Origin of the sequence: Desulfurivibrio nitratireducens, from assembly GCF_044068515.1 — a bacterium.
In the GTDB taxonomy this organism is placed as follows: Bacteria; Desulfobacterota; Desulfobulbia; order Desulfobulbales; family Desulfurivibrionaceae; genus Desulfurivibrio.
In genome coordinates, this window is sequence record NZ_JBIPKI010000030.1 from 1 (window position 1) to 17,992 (window position 17,992).

Genomic DNA, 17,992 nt, shown 5'->3' on the forward strand with positions numbered 1-17,992 from the left:
ATGCTTACCGGACCGGACCGTGACGGCCTCAGTCCCTCCCTCGCTGCGGGAGACGGGCAAGATAGCCGAACCCCCCCGGAGAGTCAACAGGAAAATCGTTATAGGGACAAAAAGCCAAGACATAGATAAAAAAACCTGTTTACAGAGCTTTGCATCGCACTAAGCCTGAAAAGCGACCCAATAAACAATATTTTTAGCTGGAAAGCATCCCGATCGCCCCTGTTTCGAGCGGAAAGTTGTTAAGGGTATTGGGAACGATCGCTACCCCAGGAGAGCCGCAACGGCGAGCAGGGGCTACTCAGGCAGCGGCGGCAAGCGAAAAAGAAGCCCACAGTAATAAACCAGGGCCTTTTCGGCGGCGCTGATCACTTGCGAAGGCTGTTTGCAGGTGGGGCAAGGTGGAAATCAGGTTGGATAATGAAAAAGGGTTTACGGCTTAAATTCCGTAAACCCTTGTTTTTTCATGGTGACCCCTACGGGACTCGAACCCGTGTTACCGGCGTGAGAGGCCAGCGTCCTAGACCGCTAGACGAAGGGGCCGCAAGCAGAAAATGTGCGCTCTATCTACTTGAAGGCAAGCACCATTGTCAAGTGCTATATCGATCACCTTGAAATCGCTGCCGCCGGTGCTCTGCTACCAACCAGCGGCAGCGGCTGTCGCGGCGGTCCCGACCAGCCGGCTTATTGCGCCAGGAGCCGGCCGGCTTCCCGGGCCCGGGCCAGCGCCTCTTGATTCCGATCGGCGTCGCCGCACTCCTCCAGGCCGCGAAACACCACCTCGCCGCCGTAGGCAAAGCCCATGGCCTCAAAAGCATACTTGGCGGTGAGTATCGCCCCATCAAAAACCTTGGGCCCCTTGGTGGCGGCCACGGCCAACAGCAACCCCCGCCGCCGCGGATCAAGAAGCCAGCGACCCTCCTCGGCGGGCAGGCGCTGCCGGTTCCAAAGGGCCTGGGAACGATCCACCAGGGCCTTGGCCTGGGCGGTAATCCCGTAAAAATAAATCGGCGAGGCCAGTACTACCCGATCGGCCATCACAATCTTTTCATAGAGTTCCTGCATGTCATCTTCCAGAATGCAGGCCCCGGTGGTATCGCAGGCGCCGCAACTTATACAGGGCTGGATGTCGAGATCGCAAATCCTGATCGGCTCAAACAGGCCGCCTGCTTTCTTCACCCCTTCCCCCAAGGCCGCCAGCAGGGTGGCAGTGTTGCCTCCCTGCCGGGGACTGCCGTTAAAGGCCAGAATTTTAATGGTAGCCATTTTCACCCTTCCTTAAAGTCACTGTGCGGACCGCTCTTCCCGGCGGACCCGGTTGTAGAATTCACATTCTGCCCGCAACTGCCGCCCCACTGCTTCATCGAGAAAACGGGGCGCCACTCGCCAGCGCCAGTTTCCCTGGGAGGTGCCGGGGACGTTCATCCGGCAATCGCTGCCAAACCCCAGCACATCCTGCAGGGGAATAATCACCAGATCCGCCACCGATGCCAGGGCGATGCGGATAAAATCCCAGTGAATCGGGTTGCCTTCCTGGCTGCGGGCGTAACGAAGCAAGCGTCGCTTGGCCTCGGGCCCGACCCTGGTGCTTAAATACCAGCCCACCGCCGTGTCGTTATCGTGGGTGCCGGTATAAACCACGCAGTGCCGGTGGGGGTAGTTATGGGGCAGATAGCTGTTGGTTTCATCGGAATCGAAGGCAAACTGCAGTACCTTCATCCCCGGAAACCCCAAGGCATCGCGCAGCTCCTCGACCGGGGGGGTAATCAATCCCAGATCCTCGGCGATTATCGGCAGTTGCCCCAGTTCCTCCTCCAGGCGGCGGAAAAACTCCAGGCCCGGGCCTTTGACCCACTTGCCCCTTACCGCATCGGGCTCGGCCGCGGGAATCCGCCAGTAGGCCTCAAAACCGCGGAAATGATCGATCCTGACCATATCAACCAGTTCAAGCTGGTGGGCCAAGCGCTGGCACCACCATTGGTAAAGCCGCGTCGGCTCTTGCTCCTGACCCTGCCGCCAGGCGAAGAGGGGGTTGCCCCAGCGCTGACCGGTGGCGCTGAAATAATCCGGCGGCACCCCGGCCACGTGGGTTGGTTGCATGGTTTTTTTGTCGAGTTGGAAACAGCTCGGCAAACTCCAGACATCGGCGCTGTCCGGCGCAACGTAAATGGGAATATCGCCGATCAGTTTCACATTTTGCCCCGCGGCGGCACGGCGCAGTTTCCGCCACTGCCGGGCAAAAATGAATTGGACGAATTTGTGGAAGTCAACCCGGGCCGCCAGCCGCCGGCCGGCGGCCCTCAGGGCGGCCGGCTGCCGGCGGGCCAGAGCCTTGGGCCAGTCATACCACGGCAGCCCCTTTTGCTCTTCATGCAGGGCCATAAAAACAGTATAATCATCAAGCCAGGAACTGCCGCTGGAGCGGACAAAAGCCTCGAATTCCGGTCGCAAATCATGGCCGGAAAAATTCCGGAACGCGGTGGCCAGAATCTCTTCCTTCCAGCTCGCCACCTCGGCAAAATCGACCAGGTACTCGGAAAATTGCGGGGAGCCATCGAGGAGCTGGCGGGAAATCAGCCCATCTTCAACCAGAAATTCGGGGCTGATCAGGAGATGATTGCCGGCAAAGGCGGAAAGTCCCATATAAGGAGAATTATCCAGGCCGGGACTGGTGGGCACCAGCGGCAGCATTTGCCAGTAGCCCTGGCCGGACGCCGCCAGATAATCGACAAAGGCATGGGCCGCCGGTCCCAGGTCTCCTATGCCGTATCGACTCGGCAAAGAAGTAATATGCAACAGAATCCCACTGCTCCGCTCAGTGAAAGTCACCGGCTGTCCCCCCTACGCAGGGCCAGGGAACCAATCCCCGACCAGAATAGTCTAAGGTAATATGAAGCGGAGCATACCATCCCCCGGGCCGACAATCAAAGGCCAATCAGCCGCCGGATCTTTTTCGCCGGCCAAATCGCCGCCGAAATGTCAATTTTTTGTTTTTTTGTTGCCCAGGAATCATAAAGGGACTAGTATATGGTGTTCTACGCATTTGCGCACAAAAATTGAAAAACCCTTTCACCCATCCAGCTCGGGAGCTCACACACGTGTCCGCCAACATTAAATCCAGGTTGCTCGAAGCCGGCAAGGACGATGGCTGCATCACCCTTTCCTTCCTCAACGACCTGATCCCCGACGACAAAGATCCGGACGCCATTGACGGGATCTTTGACTTCCTGCAGGAAAACAATATAGAGGTGATCACCCACGACAAGAGCGGGGGCAAGAAGAACCTCGACGGCAAATCCCTCGACGACAAGGACCGGGATGACGGCTCGGATATCGACGATGAGGGGCCCCTGGCCGCCAAGATTGCCGGCCGCGACGATCTGGCCGAGCCGGAGGAAACCACCACCACCTATTTGCGGGAAATGGGCCAGTTCGACCTGCTGACCCCGGAGGAAGAGGAAAAGTATTCCAAAACCATCCGCGAGGGCTTTAATGCCATTGTCAGCGCCATTCGCAAGGACCGCTCCGGCGTGACCGAGATGAAGCAGCTGGCCGAACGGATCGACCTTTGGGAAAAACGTGACCCCACCCTGAAGCCCAAGAAGCAGCACCTTAATCACATGGTGCGCTCCATGGTCAAGGTCTGCGAGTTGTACCCGGAGAAGAAACGGCTCCGCCAGTGCTACTGCCGGATCGAGCTTTACGCGCGATCCATCGAGGTTGCCAAGGACGCGATGATCAAGGCCAACCTGCGCCTGGTGGTCAGCATCGCCAAGCGTTACATGCACCAGGGCCTGACCTTGGCCGACCTGATCCAGGAAGGCAACCTGGGCCTGATGCGGGCGGTTTTCCGCTTCGACTACACCAAGGGCAACAAGTTCAGCACCTATGCCAGCTGGTGGATTCGCCAAGCCATCACCCGGGCGATTCTCGACAAAACCCGGACCATTCGCCTGCCGGTGCATTTTCTTGAACTGCGCAGCCAGTTTTTCAAAGCGTTTTACTCCTTGCTCAAAGAGCTCGGCCGGGAACCGACCCCGACGGAGATTTCCGAGAAAACCGGGTTGGCGATGGAAAAAATCCTCGCCATTTTCGAGGCTTCCCGTGAACCAATCTCCCTGGAAACTCCGGTGGGCGACGATGATTCCACCCTGGGCGATTTCCTGGAAAACCAGGAGTCGGTTTCCCCCTATGAAGCCGTTAAAGGCAACCAGTTGGCTGAACGAGTCACCAGCATCCTTTCGACCCTGAGCCCGCGGGAAGAAAAAATCATCCGTCTGCGTTTCGGGATCGGCGAAGACGCCGAGTACACCCTCGAGGAAATCGGCAAGCGCTTCAATGTTTCCCGGGAGCGCATCCGCCAGATCGAAAAAAAGGCCCTCAACCGCCTCCGTCACTCCAGCCGCCGGGAAAAACTGAAGAATTTTCTCGATTAACGCCTAAGCCGGTCTTGACCGGACGGACGCTCGCGGCCGGAGCTGCTTGCAGCCAACAGGAATAATTCTTTTCGGTGCAATTATCTGGTACAAGGACAAAGGACAGCGGGACTGACCCCCGGTTGCCCCAGCCCCTGGCCGGCCGTTTCCTTCCCCTGAGCCTGGCCCTGGCGACGGGTATCGCCATTGCCCCCCACTTGCAGGTTTCAGCCCAAGCCACGGCCATGCTCCTGGTGACGGCGGCCCTGGCTGCCCTTTGGCTGCTCCTGCGGCAAGGCAACAGCAACCGGACCGGACCAGTTGCTCGGCCCTGGAATCTGCTGCCCTGGCGGTTCCTGCCGGCCCCGATCAACCTGGCCGCTTGGCTGCTGCTGCCCATCTTCATCCTGGCCGGCCATCAACTGGTTGCCTCCCACCATGCCCCCCCCAGTTCCCCGGATCATGTCCAAAACCTTCTGCTGGCCAACGAACCGGGATATAAAGCCGCCGGGACTGTAGAGCCTTTGCCCCCGCGCCCCGACCTCTCCCCGGCTGAACAGCCAACCCCGCTGCCATCATCCAACCCGCAAGGAGCAGATTTCCCCGCCGACTCTGGCCAAACCAGCCTAACCGATACTAGCCTCCGGCAGGGTCCGGGGTTGCTGCAGGAACACCACGACGTTGTCCTGGTGGGAATTTTAGCCGAAATGCCCCGCCGGAGTGGAGCCCGCACCCGGCTTATCCTGGAGGTGGAGGAACTCAGGCTCCCGGCGGGCAACAGCCTGGCCCGAGGACTGGTCCAGCTGACAGTCAACGGGGGCTTGACGGAGGATATCAGGCCGGGGGAACGCCTGATGGTCAGGACGCGCCTGGGACCAGTACGTTCTTTTGCCGTTCCCGGGGCTTTTGACTACCAAAAGTTTCTCGCCCACCGGGGCATCTGGCTCAGCGGTTGGGTTGCCGACCCGATCCAGATCATCAAAGTCAGGACCGATAAAACCGGTTTTTCCGGTTTTCAGCTGCGCTACCTGCCCGAGCGTCTGCGGACCGGGGCCGATGCCCTGCTGGAGCAACACCTGACCGGCCACCAAGCTTTACCAGTCCTCAAGGCTCTGCTCATCGGCGATAGAGGCGGCATCGCTCCGGCCACCCTGGAAATTTTCAAGGCCGGCGGGGCCATGCACCTGTTGGCAATTTCCGGCATGCATCTTGGGCTTATCGCCCTGATGAGCATAGCCGCGGCTGAATGGCTGCTCAAGCGCTCACCCCGGCTGCTCCTGGCCCTGCACGTCCGCAAAGCGGCCTTGCTGCTGGCCCTGCTGCCCATTATGGCCTACGCCCTGATCACCGGTTTGCAGCCCCCCGCGATGAGAGCCCTGATCATGATCCTGGTCTTCATCGGCGCCGTACTCTGTAATCGACAATGGTGCAGCCTCAACAACCTGGGGCTGGCGGCTTTGATCATCCTGGTTATGGACCCGCCGGCCCTGTTCGGCGCTTCTTTTCAGCTTTCCTTTGCCGCCACCGCCGGCATCCTCATGCTGGCCCCTCGTCTGCAGGACCGGTACCGGGACACCCAGGGGATCGGGCGCAAAATAATGTTCTGGATCCTGGCCAGTCTGCTGGTTTCCACGGTGGCCACCCTGGTCACCGCTCCGCTGGCGATGCACCATTTCCACCGGGTTGCCCTGCTCAGCCCTATCACCACCCTGCTGGCCACCCCGCTGATTTTTTTCTGGACCATGCCGCTGGCTCTGACCGGCCTGGCCCTGGCGGCCCTGGGGCTGCCCGGCATGATCACCATGGCCGGGCTGCTGCTGACCGCCGCCACCTGGGGCCTGGACGCCACCGTCGCCATCACCGCCAAGCTGGCCGCCCTGCCTTTCAGTTTTTTCTACCTGGCTCCCCCGAGCGGACTGGAATTTCTTGCCTGGCTTGGCTTGTTCGGCGCCCTGGCCCTCCACCGCCGACACCGAGCTTTCCTGTTCGCCGCCCCGGCCATGGCCCTGCTGCTGTTGCTGCTGCCCCTCCACGAACAATGGCAGCGCCAGCGGGAACCAAACAGCCGGATCAGTTTCATCGAAGTGGGCCACGGCGCCGCCACCGTGGTGGAGATGCCCGGCAACCGCACTGTCCTGGTGGACGGCGGCGGGCCGGCCACCCTCAGTACCGACGTGGGGGAACAATTAATCGCTCCTTTTCTTCGCCAACGGCGAATCAGGCGCCTGGAAGCCGTGGTGATCAGCCATCCCCACGCCGACCATTACAACGGCATGCCCTTTCTCCTGCGCAACTTCCGCCCGCGAACCCTGTGGATCAACGGGCATAGCGGCAACGCCGCTGATTACGACAAGCTGCTGGAGCTGGCTTATGACTTGGACATCGAGATAAAGGTGCCGGAGGCGGGAGAGCTATTGCTGCCGGCTGAAGCCACTCCCAGCCGGGTCAAGCTGAAAAACCGGGCGGATTTTCACTTGCGGGACCTGGCCGAGTTCAACCCGCCCCTGGCGGATCCGCTCAATGACCAGAGCCTGGTCATCAGCTATCGGCATGATGATATTGCTGTGCTGCTGCCGGGGGATATCGGCGTGGGCCAGGAACGCCGCCTGGTGGCCGACCAGGGTTCCCACCTGAGTCACCAGGTACTGGCGGCATCCCACCACGGCCGCTGGACTTCGATGGCTCCCGAATTCGTCGCCGCCGTAAATCCCGACTACCTGGTGGTTTCAGACAATGAGCACCGGGTCGATAACCAGCGGATCAAAAGCTGGCAGCAGCTCGGCATAGAGGTGCTCACCAGCGGCCGGCACGGCACCATCAGTTGCACCACCGACGGCCGCCACCTGGAATGCCGGGGGCAGAGAACAGGTGGGAAATCAAAGGTTTTAGGCTGGTGAACAGATGCTCAGAAAAAAGCTTTTAAACCATATTGTCCGGCAACCACTAAACCATGGATCGCGGAACAAGCCCATTCTACGAAAAAGCTTTTTGCCCACGGACCTCTGTCTTCTGCCCTCTGCCTCAGGCATCGGTAAAATCGACGGGCGGCTTTTTAAGGTGGGAGATGAACTTGCTCTTGTCGATTGAATTGATATAGGCGTCTTCCCCGGAAATCCACCCCTTGTTGAGCAACTCGGCAATGGCGTCATCCAGGGTCTGCATGCCGTATTTCTTGCCGGTCTGCATGGAGGAAGGAATCTGGTAGGTCTTGCCTTCCCGGATCAGATTGCGCACCGCCGGGGTGCAGATCAGGATTTCCAGGGCGGCGCAGCGCCCCTTTTTGTCAATCCGCTTGAACAAGGTCTGGGAAACCACCGCCTTCAGGGCATCGGCCAGGGTGGAACGGACCTGGGCCTGTTGGCTGGCCGGGAAAATTTCGATGATCCGGTCGACCGTCTTGTTGGCGTTCAGGGTATGCAGGGTGCCGAAAACCAAGTGGCCGGTCATCGCCGCCTCCATGGCCAGGGCGATGGTCTCCAGGTCGCGCATTTCCCCCACCAGGATAATATCCGGATCCTCGCGCAGGGCCCCCCGCAGGGCGGAGGAAAAGCTCTTGGTATGCAGCCCGACCTCGCGATGATTGATAATGCAATTGCTGCTCTTGTGAACGAATTCGATGGGATCCTCGATGGTCAGGATATGGTCCTTGCGGTTTTTGTTGGCCTGATCGATGATCGCCGCCAGGGTGGTGGACTTGCCGCTGCCGGTGGGCCCGGTAACCAGGACCATCCCCTTGGGCAGCATGGCCAGGCGGGATACCACCCCGGGCAAACCCAGTTGCTCGCAGGAGAGAATATCGCTGGGAATTTCCCGGAAAACCGAGCCGATCCCGTATTTCTGCATGAAGAGGTTGCCCCGGTAGCGGGCCAGTCCGGGGATTTCATAACCGAAATCGACATCTCCGGTCTCTTCAAAAATCTTGATTTTCTCCTCAGAAACGATTTCGTAAAGCATGGCCTTAAGAGTATCGTTTTCGAGGACGTTATATTTGACCTTCTCCATGTCGCCGCGAATCCGCAGAATCGGCTGCTGACCGGACACCATGTGAAGATCCGAAGCTCCCTGTTCATTCATCAGTTTGAAAAAGGCATCGATCTGGGCCATAACAAAGAGAATCCTTTCAGGTTAAATTTAAACCTCGTTATGGTACAATCGTTCGGGAAACGATGCGGCAAGCCCGGATTCGGACCGGCCATAAGCCGGACCCGCGCCGGGGTCGCCTTAGCCTGATTGACCAGGATTTCGACGAGCAATCAAGGTCCTGGAAGGGACCCGAATCTCTAACAAGGTGTTGAATGTTCACCTCCGCCACAATATCACAAAATATCGTGATCCCGGCAAGACAAATAACGGAATTTTTTTGTTGATGAAATGGATTGATCTGCATACCCACTCAAATTTTTCCGACGGCACCCTGAGTCCGGCCGAGCTGATCGATCTGGCCCGGCAGCGGGGCTTGACCGCCCTGGCCCTGACCGATCACGACACCGTGGCCGGGCTGGACGATTTTCTCGCCTATGGAGCCGACAAACCTCTCGAGGTCATCGGTGGGATCGAAATCAGCGCCTGGTACGGCGATGAATCACTGCACATCCTGGGTTACGGCCTGGACCATAGCGACCCCGAGCTCAACCTGGCCCTTGATCAACTCCAGCAAGCCCGCCACCAGCGCAACCTGAAGATCCTGGACAAGCTGAACAGCCTGGGAATCGACATCAAGTATGCCGATCTGGAATACGAGGAAAACGGCCAGGTCGGCCGGCCCCATATCGCCCGGGCCCTGATCCGGCGCGGAATAACCGGCGATTTCCAGGAGGCCTTTTATCGCTTTCTGCGCCGGGGCGGCAGCGCCTACGTCGACAGTTTCCGCATTCACGCCCTGGACGCGATTCGCCTGATCGCCGCGGCGGGAGGGGCCCCGGTTTTAGCTCACCCGGCGGTAATGGACCCCACCCTGAGCGGCCTGCCCGCCCTGCTGCCCGAACTGCGGCAAGCCGGGTTGGCCGGCCTGGAGGTCCATTATCCGGCCCATAGCCGCAGACAGTACCAGGACCTGCTGCGGCTGGCGGCCGAACATGGCCTGATTGCCACCGGTGGAACCGATTTTCACGAAGAACTGCGCAACGGCGTGCCCCTTGGCGGCAGTTGCCGCAGCGGCCGCGTCCCCTATTCCTGCTATGAGGAATTGACCGGCTACCTCGCCACTAAACAGGATAACCCCGCCTGATGGCCACCCACCCGCGAAATTCAACCCAACCCAAGTTGTAATCTGATAAGGACTTGCCATGAAGACCATCCTGGTCGTTGACGACGAACCCAACTACCTGATTATCCTCTCCGAACTTCTGCGCGACGAAGGCTACGAAGTTTTCACCGCCGGTCAGGGTGATGAGGCCCTCCAAGTCGTCAAAGAGGCCGACCTGGACCTGATCATCACCGACATGCGGATGCCCGGCATGGATGGCCTGGAACTGCTGAAAACCGTCAAGGCCGGCAACTCCGATCTGCCGGTGATCATGATCACCGCCTTCGGCGAAGTGGACAAGGCGGTGGCGGCCATGCAGGCCGGGGCCTTCAACTACGTGGCCAAACCTTTCAACAACGACGAATTGCTGGTCAGTGTCCGCAAGGCCCTTGAGCATTATGCGGTAGTCAAGGAAAACACCCGCTTGCGGGCCGAGATCAGCGAACGGACCTCCTATTCCAACATGGTGGGAAAAAACCGGCGGATGCGGGAAATATACAACCTGATCGAAAAGGTTGCCCCCACCCCGACTTCGGTTTTAATAACCGGCGAATCGGGCACCGGCAAGGAACTGGTGGCCCGGGCGGTGCACAGCCTCAGTCCCCGCAACGAAGCGCCCTTTATCTCCCTCAATTGCGCCGGCCTGCCGGAAACCCTGCTGGAGTCGGAATTGTTCGGCCATGAAAAAGGCGCCTTTACCGGGGCGGTGGCCCTGCGCAAAGGGCGGTTCGAACTGGCGGACCACGGCACCCTCTTCCTCGACGAAGTCGGCGAGATGCCCATGAGCCTGCAAACTAAGCTGCTGCGGGTTATCCAGGAGCGAAGCTTTGAGCGGGTGGGCGGCAGCCGGACGTTGAAGGTGGATGTCCGGATCATTGCCGCCACCAACAAGGATCTCAAGGAAGAAGTTGAACTGGGCCATTTTCGCGAGGATCTTTACTACCGGCTCAATGTCGTTCATATTCACCTCCCCCCCCTGCGGGAGCGGGTGGACGATATTCCCATGCTGGCCACCCATTTTGTCGTCAAGTTCGCCGACGAACTGCAACGCCCCAACCTCAGAATCCTGCCGGAAACCGTGAGCTTTCTCAGCACCCTGCCCTGGGAAGGCAATGTGCGGGAGCTGGAAAACACCATCGAGCGCGCCGCCGTGCTCTGCAGCGATGATGTCATCACTCCGGAGGACGTCCAGCCTGACACCGCCGGCGAACATGACGGTACCGGCTGGGGAGAGAGCCTGGAGCTGGAACAGTTGATCCCCGAAGAAACCCCCTTGCCGGAGGTTCTTAACACCATTGAAAAAAAACTGGTGGCAAAGGCCCTCGAAAATGCTGATAATATTCAAACCAAGGCCGCCGAAAGCCTGGGCATTACCAAAAGCTTGCTGCAGTACAAGATGAAGAAATACGGCTTGCATAAAAAATAATCAGCCGTCACCTTCTTCCTGGTCCTGAGCGAAATGTGATACGATTAGATGTCAGATACATCGTTCAACGCTGGGCCAGGCAGGTGGAGATTTTCGATAAGCAGAAAGACAACGGGAGGATTGTCGTGACACCATTGGATATTTTTCTCATCTTCACCGCCGGGGCAGCACTGATTCTGACCGCAGTGCTGGTCCCCACCCTGCTCCAGATGAAACGAACCTACAAAAAGGCCGAAGAATCGCTGGACTTGCTGATGCGGGAACTGGTCCCCATGAGCCGGAAAATAACCGCCGGGGCCGCCGAAGTCGAGCTCCTGGCCGCCAACTTCAGCGCCAAGCTGGATGAGACGGACCTGGCGATCCGGTCTGTCCGTCAGGCCGGCGATACCCTGCTCCTGACTTCCCAGGCCTTAAAAGATTCGGTGCGACCGGTCATCAGCGGAGTCGGCGGTCTTGTCGCCGGACTGCAGATGTTCGGCCGGGTATTTCTGGGCGGTAGAAAAGATTGAAAACCATCAGCGGACAACAAAAGGAGGTTTACCATGACTCATCATCACGAAAACTGCAACTCAGGTCTTACCGTTCTTTCCTTCCTGGCCGGAGCGGTCACCGGAGCGGCCATCGCCCTGTTGGTCGCCCCCAAATCGGGCCGGGAAACCAGGGAAATGCTGGCCGGCTACGGGGAAGAGATCCGGGACAAATGCCGCCATCTGCCCGATGAGGTGCGGGAACACGCCGGCAGCGCGGTCGAGCGCGGCAGGGCCATGATCGATCAAGGCAAGGAACTGATCGAGAAGGGCAGCCAACTGGCCAGCGAGGGCAAGGAATACCTCGACGAAAAGAAGAAAACCCTGAGCGCGGCCATCGAGGCAGGCAAAAAAGCCATGGCCCGGGAAAAAGAGGTCCTGGATCAGGCCCTGCAAGAGAAAGAATAATTAAACCTTCGGCAGCCCGGCTTTGGCGGGCAAGTGGCTTGCAGGCCCTTTATGCTTCTTGCTGATCGCCCGCCAAGCTGAAGCTGCCGAACGTTTTCTCAACGGCCTCCGCCCCAGTTCAGCTTCCCCCGGAGAATTTCGAAATATCCTTTCCAAGGGGAAGAGATCAGGCGGAGGCTTTTTTCCGCAGCGGCCACTTCAAGAATATCGCCCGCCTGCAGTTCCCCGAAACGGTTGCCGTCGGCTATGACCTGCAATTTATCGGCTATTCTTTCTCCGCTGCGCCGGGTAGCGATCCGGACCCTGACCAGGCTGGAGCCGGCCAGCAACACCGGCCGGCTCTCCAGCATGAAGGGACAGATCGGGGTAACGACGATGGCGTTGAGCCTGGGGTGGACGATGGGGCCGCCGGCGGAAAGGTTGTAGGCAGTGGAACCGGTGGAGCTGGCAATAATCAGCCCATCGGCCCGGTAGGTGGCGAGATATTCATCATCGACCCAGGCCCCCAGTTCGGCCATCCGGTCCACGGTGCCTTTGCTGATCACCACATCGTTAAGGGCGTTAAGCCAAGGTTGTTCCATGCCCTGGCGACAAAGACGCACCCGCAGCATCATCCGCTCTTCGATGGGCAACTCTTCGGTGAGAATTTTCTCCAGCACCGCCTGACGGTCCTCCGCCGCCACTTCGGTGAGGAAACCCAGGCCGCCGAGGTTGACCCCCAAGACCGGAATCCCGAAATCGCAAGCCTCCGCCGCCACATGCAGCAGGGTGCCGTCACCCCCCAGGACGATCAGTAGATCATGGTCGGCCTCGATGCGATCCAGCACCGCCTCCACCCCGCGAGCGGCGAACCATTGGACCATTTCCCGCCCGATCCGCAAAGGTTCGGGGGAGTCGCGCTTGAGGATAATGCCAACCTTGCCAACCTTCATTTCAGCTCCAGCTACTTTTGCCGCCGGCCCGGGTCAGCCGTTCAGCCCCGGCCCAATTCAACCGAGCGCCGGGTGGCCGCCTCGACCGCGTCCATGATCAGGGCCCGGAAGGCCCCGCGTTCCAAGGCATGCAGGCCGGCAATGGTGGTGCCGCCGGGAGATGTAACCATGGCCCTTAATTCGGCCGGGGTTTGCGAACTTTCCGCCGCCAGCCGCATGGAGCCCAGAATGGTCTGCCGGGCCAGCAATTCGGCCACTTCCCGGCTCAAACCGACCTTGACCCCGGCGTCGATCAGGGCTTCAAAAAACGTGAAAACATAGGCCGGGCCGCTGCCGCTCAAGCCGGTGACGGCATCCAGGGCCGACTCCGGCAGCACGACGGTTTCCCCCACCGCCGCGAAAATACTGGTCGCCAGCTTAAGATCATCATCGCCGGCATAGGTGCCGGAGCTCAGGGCCGAGGCCGCGGCCAGCACCAAAGCCGGGGTATTGGGCATCACTCTGACAACTCTGGCCTGGCAGGGGGCCAGGGCCGCCTCGATAAAGGCCAGAGGGATGCCGGCGGCGATGGAGATCAGCAGATGCTTCCCGGCCTCGATCTTGGCCCGGTTTTGTTTCAGAACCAGGTCCATGACCTGGGGTTTGACCGCCAGAATCACCACCGAACAGTGATCCCATAACGGTCCGGCGTCAGCTTCGCCCAACACCCCGTAAGCATCGTGCAGGGTTTGCCGCCGGCGGTGATCAGGCTCCGCCACCACGATCTGGTCGTTGCGGTAAAGTCCGGCGGCCAGCACTCCCTTGATCAGAGCTTCTCCCATCCGGCCGCCGCCGATAAACCCCAGCTTATTTTGATTCTCCGCCATAATCCCGCCTCCCGCAACGCAATTCGCACCGTCGATAAAAATTTGTCAGGGTCGCCACCCGGGTTTGATTTTTTGCCGAAATCGGCAAGATTGATTGAACTCCGCCAGGATAGCCGATCATCTGCCCCAGGTCCAGCAGTAAAGCTGGCGGGATCTTTGTCAGCCCGGCCTGAGCAGGCAGAAGACAAAAAAACCCGTGAGAAGCGCTCTCACGGGTTTATTAACCGGGGAAAATTTGCTGATCAAAACTACCCCCGCCTCTGGCGGGTCAGTGAAAACCCCGCTTAGCAGGTATGGGCCGGGGTTAAGGCCAGAGAAGGCGGCATCAGATAAGGCAGCAGCTTGTCGCCCACCGCCCTGGTGCTCTGGGCCAGTTGCCGCAGAACCCGGTATTCACCGCTGCCTTCGTAGGCCACGATGTCCCAGGCTTCCGGATGGGCGGCCACCGCCTGCATGAGACCCAGGTGTTGGCCATGGCCGGATTTTTCCGCCACCACCCGGCCCAAGATGGGAAAGCCCAGCAGGGCCAGGTCGCCGACCAGATCAAGCACCTTGTGGCGGACAAATTCATCAGCGTAACGCAGGCCGTCACTGTTCATCACCCCATGGTCATCGATCACCACCGCGTTGTCGAGCGAGCCGCCGAGGGCCAGACCATTCCGGCGCAGCAATTCAACCTCGCGGAAGAAACCGAAGGTCCGGGCGGCGGCGATTTCCTCGGCAAAGCGGCGCGGGGTCATATCGATATCAAACTGCTGGGTGCCGATCCGGGCGTGCTCGAAATCAATCCGGCAGGTGATGCGAAAGCCGTCGTAAGGTTCGATCCGAACCGTCCGACCCCGGCCGTCGCTGAAGCGGACAACCTCGTTGAACTTGAGCATCCAGCGGCAGGCCTGCTGGCGCCGGCGGCCGATCCGGCGCAGCACCTGGACAAAAGGAGCCGCGCTGCCGTCCATGATCGGGACTTCCGGACCATCCACCGCAATCACCGCGTTATCGATGCCCAGGCCGGCAAGGGCGGCCAGAACATGTTCGACGGTGGCGATGGAGGCATTATGATCGGTCCCAATGGTGGTCGCCAAGCGGGTATCCACGACCCGATCCATAAAAGCCGGCGTCGGCTCCATCTGGCCCAGGTCGGAGCGGACCAGGCGAATGCCGCTGTTGATCTCGCCGGGATAAAGCTCCAGGCGGACCGGTTTGCCGCTGTGCAGGCCGATCCCGGTAAAACCGATGCTCCTTTTTAAAGTGTGCTGCAATGAATCCATGATCCGGTGATCCTCGTTATGTCGGCCGCGCCTGGGCGCGGAATCCTTACGCTGTTATAATTTAGCGGCGGCCCAATCAGCCGCTGGGCCACCAAAGCCCGCCCACCATGCATCACCTGATACTCCAGGGTGAGCACTCAACTTTAATGCAATTTGCAGGCCAGCGCCTGAGGACTTTTGGGCAGGAAGGAAAAACAACCCATCTTCAATGATAAAGCTGTTAAGCCGGCAGAGAAGGATTAAACCCGGCCCGGTCAATCTGTGGCAAAAAAAACACAGTCCAGGCCAATCGGTGGTCGGAAACCCCGGCTCAAGCAAGCTTTGCCGCCGGCCCGGGGGTCCGGAAGCAGCCATGGCCATGCTTAGCGGCGGGGGATCAACCCCTCGAGCCTTTCCCGGCAAAAGGCGGCAAAAGCCTCATCCATGACCAGCTCGATCCGCAGGGCCAGCAAGGGCAGGTCATCAACCAGGGGAGTGAGCTTGACCAGATCCTTTTCGGTGGTGATCAAACCCTCGGCCCGCTGCTGTTTTGCCGCCTCCACCAGGGCCCGATAGTCCGCCGCCCTATAGGGATAATGGTCGGCGAAGGCCTGAAAGCCCGTGAGCTTAAAACCTGCCCCGAGCAGGGTTTGGCGAAATGACTCAGGCCTGGCGATGCCGGCGAAACCATACCAGGGGCGATCGCGGCCCTCGGCCAGGGCCAAAGTTTGTCTCGAGGCGGCGTCCAGCAGGCAAACCGGCAAATACTCGCCAAGAAAACAGGGCAGCGCCGGAAATTTATGGGCCAGAAAGCGACGAAAAGCCGCCACTTCATTCCGGTTGGCGGAATCCACCCCGGTAATGACCAGGGCGTCGGCCCGGGCCAGGGCGGACCAGGGCTCCCGCAGGGGGCCACCGGGGAAAACTCGGGCCGGGGAAAACGATTCAGCGTGAGGGCTGGGCGGCGCTGGCGCGGTGGTCTCTTGCCGGCCGGCAGCAGATCCGGCAACCTTAAAAGGCAGGTTGCGGGCGCTGAACAGGGCCAGGTCAAGATCACGCTCCAGGGCAAGATGCTGAAAACCGTCATCCAGGACCAGGCAGTCGGCCCCCATTTCTCCAACCGCGTAGCGGCCGCTCAGCACCCGGCGAGGGGCAACCAGCACCGGAACCCCCGGCAGGGACTGGGCCAGGAGCACCGGCTCGTCCCCGGCTGTTGCGGAATCCAGCAATATATTTTGATAGTCGGAGACCACCATCGGCGCAAGCCGGGCAGGGTCTAAGGGCCCCGGACCCACTTCGGCCAACCCGGCTACCAGGGAAGTGGTTTCTTTGCTCGCCGGCCGGGGCCGGCGCCGCCGGCCGTAGCCCCGGCTCAGCACTGCCGGCCGGCAACCCAGGCCCTGGAGCAGCCGGCAGAGATAGATGACCAGGGGCGTTTTGCCGGTGCCCCCCAGGGTCAGGTTGCCGACACTGATTACCGGCACCGCCATTTTTTCCCGCCGCAGCCAGCCGCGTTGGTACAGCCAGGCCCGCAAACGCATCAGCAGCGCGTAAAACGGCGAAAAAATCCGGCCCACGGCAAAGAATAGCTGCAAGTGGCGTGGGTTCATAGCAGACGCTCGACAGTAGCAAGGTGGGCGGCGATAACTCCCCGCCCTCGGCGGATGGTCAGCTCCCCGGCCTGGCGACCGCACTCGGAGCGGGCCGCCGGGTCGGCCAGCCAGCGGCGCAGGCCCTGGACCAGCTCATCCTCATCGTGGACCCGGCAGGCCCCGCCGGCGGCCAGCAGATCTTGGCTTATTTCGGCAAAATCCTCCATGTGGGGACCGAAGAGCACCGGTTTATGGCAAGCCGCCGCTTCCAGGGGATTATGGCCCCCGGCCGGCACCAAGCTGCCGCCGATAAAGGCCAAGTCGCAAAGCGGGTAAAGGGCGGCTAATTCGCCATAACTGTCCAGAATCAGCAGGTCAAGCCCAATCTCGCCCCGACTGCGCAGCCCGGCCCGGCCGTCCCCTTTGGCAGCCAGGGCGAGCACGGCGGCGGCCCGCTCCACCCGCCGCGGCGCCAGCACCAGAAAAAGGGCGGGGAACTCGGGCCGCAATCGTTGCCAGGCTCGAAGGATAATTTCTTCCTCACCGGCATGGGTGCTGCCCGCCACCCAGAAAAGCTTTTCCGGGCCGATGCCCAGATCAGCCCGCTCCAGCCCTCGGCCCGCGGCGGCCGCTTCGGCCGCCGCCGCGTATTTGAGGTTGCCGAGCACCCCGACCCGCTCCTCCGCCACTCCCAGGGCAACCATGCGGGCCGCTTCGGCCCGGGTCTGCATGGCCAGAAAGCTGAAGGGCGCGAACAGCAAGGGGAGCACCAGAGGCCGCAACCAGCGATAAAAACGCCAGGAGGAAGCGGACATCCGCCCGTTGACCAACAATAGCGGCACTTGCCGGGCAGCCAGGGCCTGCAGCAGGTTGGGCCAGAAATCGGTTTCCACCAGGATAAAAAGATCGGGCCGCACGCGGCGGCTGAGCCGGGTGGCCGCGCCGGGCAGATCGTAGGGCAGGATCAGGTGGGCATCGACAAACTCGGCGCAGGTTTCCCGGGCCAGGGCCGCGCCGGCCCGGGTTGAACTGGAGAGAACCAGAATGGCCTGCGGGTAACGGTGGCGCAGGGCCCGCAACAACGGACGCGCCGAAACGGTCTCCCCCACCGAAAGGGCGTGCAGCCAAAGACAGGGCTTGCGGCCGGGAACCCGCGGCTCCTTCGTCTGCCAGGCCAGGCGGGATCTGATCCAGGCGGCATAGCCGGGAACCCGGACAACCTTGACCAGCAGCCAGGGCAGGATCGGCAGCAAAGCCGCCAGCAGGGCAATATTGTAAATTAAACGTAGCATCGAATATTTCAGCAAAAGTTAAACCACCTTGTTGCGCTGCTCGAA

Annotated in this window: 14 protein-coding genes and 1 tRNA gene; 6 read left to right on the forward strand and 9 right to left on the reverse strand. The window is 60.4% G+C overall.

Annotation, left to right across the window (positions count from 1 at the left end):
* Window positions 1-464: 464 nt before the first annotated feature.
* From ACHHTY_RS08320 to malQ, 3 genes are all read right to left on the reverse strand, one after another.
* Window positions 465-540, reverse strand: a tRNA-Glu gene (locus ACHHTY_RS08320).
* A gap of 141 nt (window positions 541-681) precedes the next feature.
* Window positions 682-1,263 carry a flavodoxin family protein gene (locus tag ACHHTY_RS08325; RefSeq protein WP_395493644.1) on the reverse strand — a complete coding sequence of 194 codons (582 nt, stop codon included), beginning with the start codon at window positions 1,261-1,263 and terminating at the stop codon, window positions 682-684.
* Between the two features lie 18 nt (window positions 1,264-1,281).
* The gene (gene malQ, locus ACHHTY_RS08330) at window positions 1,282-2,826 is read right to left on the reverse strand and encodes a 4-alpha-glucanotransferase (RefSeq protein WP_395493645.1); all 1,545 of its coding nucleotides are present in this window, start codon (window positions 2,824-2,826) and stop codon (window positions 1,282-1,284) included.
* Window positions 2,827-3,095: 269 nt separating this feature from the next.
* Between malQ and ACHHTY_RS08335 the strand changes: the two genes are divergently transcribed.
* On the forward strand, window positions 3,096-4,433 hold the full coding sequence (locus tag ACHHTY_RS08335) for a sigma-70 family RNA polymerase sigma factor (protein WP_395493646.1): 1,338 nt from the start codon (window positions 3,096-3,098) through the stop codon (window positions 4,431-4,433).
* Window positions 4,434-4,555: 122 nt separating this feature from the next.
* Window positions 4,556-7,309 carry a DNA internalization-related competence protein ComEC/Rec2 gene (locus tag ACHHTY_RS08340; RefSeq protein WP_395493647.1) on the forward strand — a complete coding sequence of 918 codons (2,754 nt, stop codon included), beginning with the start codon at window positions 4,556-4,558 and terminating at the stop codon, window positions 7,307-7,309.
* A gap of 124 nt (window positions 7,310-7,433) precedes the next feature.
* Here ACHHTY_RS08340 and ACHHTY_RS08345 read toward each other — a convergent pair whose 3' ends face one another.
* A complete protein-coding gene (locus ACHHTY_RS08345) occupies window positions 7,434-8,516 on the reverse strand; it encodes a type IV pilus twitching motility protein PilT (RefSeq protein WP_395493648.1) in 1,083 nt (360 codons plus the stop codon).
* A 262-nt stretch (window positions 8,517-8,778) separates the two neighbouring features.
* Between ACHHTY_RS08345 and ACHHTY_RS08350 the strand changes: the two genes are divergently transcribed.
* From ACHHTY_RS08350 to ACHHTY_RS08365, 4 genes are all read left to right on the forward strand, one after another.
* Window positions 8,779-9,639 carry a PHP domain-containing protein gene (locus ACHHTY_RS08350; RefSeq protein ID WP_395493649.1) on the forward strand — a complete coding sequence of 287 codons (861 nt, stop codon included), beginning with the start codon at window positions 8,779-8,781 and terminating at the stop codon, window positions 9,637-9,639.
* A 58-nt stretch (window positions 9,640-9,697) separates the two neighbouring features.
* On the forward strand, window positions 9,698-11,083 hold the full coding sequence (locus ACHHTY_RS08355) for a sigma-54-dependent transcriptional regulator (RefSeq protein ID WP_395493650.1): 1,386 nt from the start codon (window positions 9,698-9,700) through the stop codon (window positions 11,081-11,083).
* Between the two features lie 125 nt (window positions 11,084-11,208).
* Window positions 11,209-11,592, forward strand: a complete 384-nt coding sequence (locus tag ACHHTY_RS08360) for a DUF948 domain-containing protein (protein WP_395493651.1) — start codon at window positions 11,209-11,211, stop codon at window positions 11,590-11,592.
* Window positions 11,593-11,625: 33 nt separating this feature from the next.
* Window positions 11,626-12,018, forward strand: coding sequence for a YtxH domain-containing protein (locus tag ACHHTY_RS08365; protein ID WP_395493652.1), 393 nt, complete (start codon window positions 11,626-11,628; stop codon window positions 12,016-12,018).
* A 98-nt stretch (window positions 12,019-12,116) separates the two neighbouring features.
* Here ACHHTY_RS08365 and ACHHTY_RS08370 read toward each other — a convergent pair whose 3' ends face one another.
* From ACHHTY_RS08370 to ACHHTY_RS08390, 5 genes are all read right to left on the reverse strand, one after another.
* Window positions 12,117-12,950, reverse strand: a complete 834-nt coding sequence (locus tag ACHHTY_RS08370) for an NAD(+)/NADH kinase (RefSeq protein WP_395493653.1) — start codon at window positions 12,948-12,950, stop codon at window positions 12,117-12,119.
* 41 nt (window positions 12,951-12,991) lie between these two features.
* A complete protein-coding gene (gene proC / locus ACHHTY_RS08375; protein WP_395493654.1) occupies window positions 12,992-13,816 on the reverse strand; it encodes a pyrroline-5-carboxylate reductase in 825 nt (274 codons plus the stop codon).
* A gap of 284 nt (window positions 13,817-14,100) precedes the next feature.
* Window positions 14,101-15,084, reverse strand: coding sequence for a UDP-3-O-acyl-N-acetylglucosamine deacetylase (gene lpxC, locus ACHHTY_RS08380; RefSeq protein ID WP_395493655.1), 984 nt, complete (start codon window positions 15,082-15,084; stop codon window positions 14,101-14,103).
* Between the two features lie 362 nt (window positions 15,085-15,446).
* Complete coding sequence (locus ACHHTY_RS08385; RefSeq protein ID WP_395493656.1) at window positions 15,447-16,673, reverse strand: tetraacyldisaccharide 4'-kinase; 1,227 nt, start codon at window positions 16,671-16,673, stop codon at window positions 15,447-15,449.
* Complete coding sequence (locus ACHHTY_RS08390) at window positions 16,670-17,947, reverse strand: 3-deoxy-D-manno-octulosonic acid transferase (protein WP_395493657.1); 1,278 nt, start codon at window positions 17,945-17,947, stop codon at window positions 16,670-16,672. Before ACHHTY_RS08390 ends, ACHHTY_RS08385 begins: the two co-directional genes overlap by 4 nt.
* Window positions 17,948-17,992: the final 45 nt, after the last annotated feature.

Excerpts from the sequence above, each read along its gene's own strand:
- ACHHTY_RS08350 (WP_395493649.1), top strand. The coding sequence starts at position 8,779 with ATGAAATGGATTGATCTGCATACCCACTCAAATTTTTCCGACGGCACC.
- ACHHTY_RS08385 (WP_395493656.1), bottom strand. The coding sequence starts at position 16,673 with ATGAACCCACGCCACTTGCAGCTATTCTTTGCCGTGGGCCGGATTTTT.
- ACHHTY_RS08390 (WP_395493657.1), bottom strand. The coding sequence starts at position 17,947 with ATGCTACGTTTAATTTACAATATTGCCCTGCTGGCGGCTTTGCTGCCG.
- ACHHTY_RS08365 (WP_395493652.1), top strand. The coding sequence starts at position 11,626 with ATGACTCATCATCACGAAAACTGCAACTCAGGTCTTACCGTTCTTTCC.
- ACHHTY_RS08325 (WP_395493644.1), bottom strand. The coding sequence starts at position 1,263 with ATGGCTACCATTAAAATTCTGGCCTTTAACGGCAGTCCCCGGCAGGGA.
- ACHHTY_RS08355 (WP_395493650.1), top strand. The coding sequence starts at position 9,698 with ATGAAGACCATCCTGGTCGTTGACGACGAACCCAACTACCTGATTATC.
- ACHHTY_RS08345 (WP_395493648.1), bottom strand. The coding sequence starts at position 8,516 with ATGGCCCAGATCGATGCCTTTTTCAAACTGATGAATGAACAGGGAGCT.
- lpxC (WP_395493655.1), bottom strand. The coding sequence starts at position 15,084 with ATGGATTCATTGCAGCACACTTTAAAAAGGAGCATCGGTTTTACCGGG.
- proC (WP_395493654.1), bottom strand. The coding sequence starts at position 13,816 with ATGGCGGAGAATCAAAATAAGCTGGGGTTTATCGGCGGCGGCCGGATG.
- ACHHTY_RS08370 (WP_395493653.1), bottom strand. The coding sequence starts at position 12,950 with ATGAAGGTTGGCAAGGTTGGCATTATCCTCAAGCGCGACTCCCCCGAA.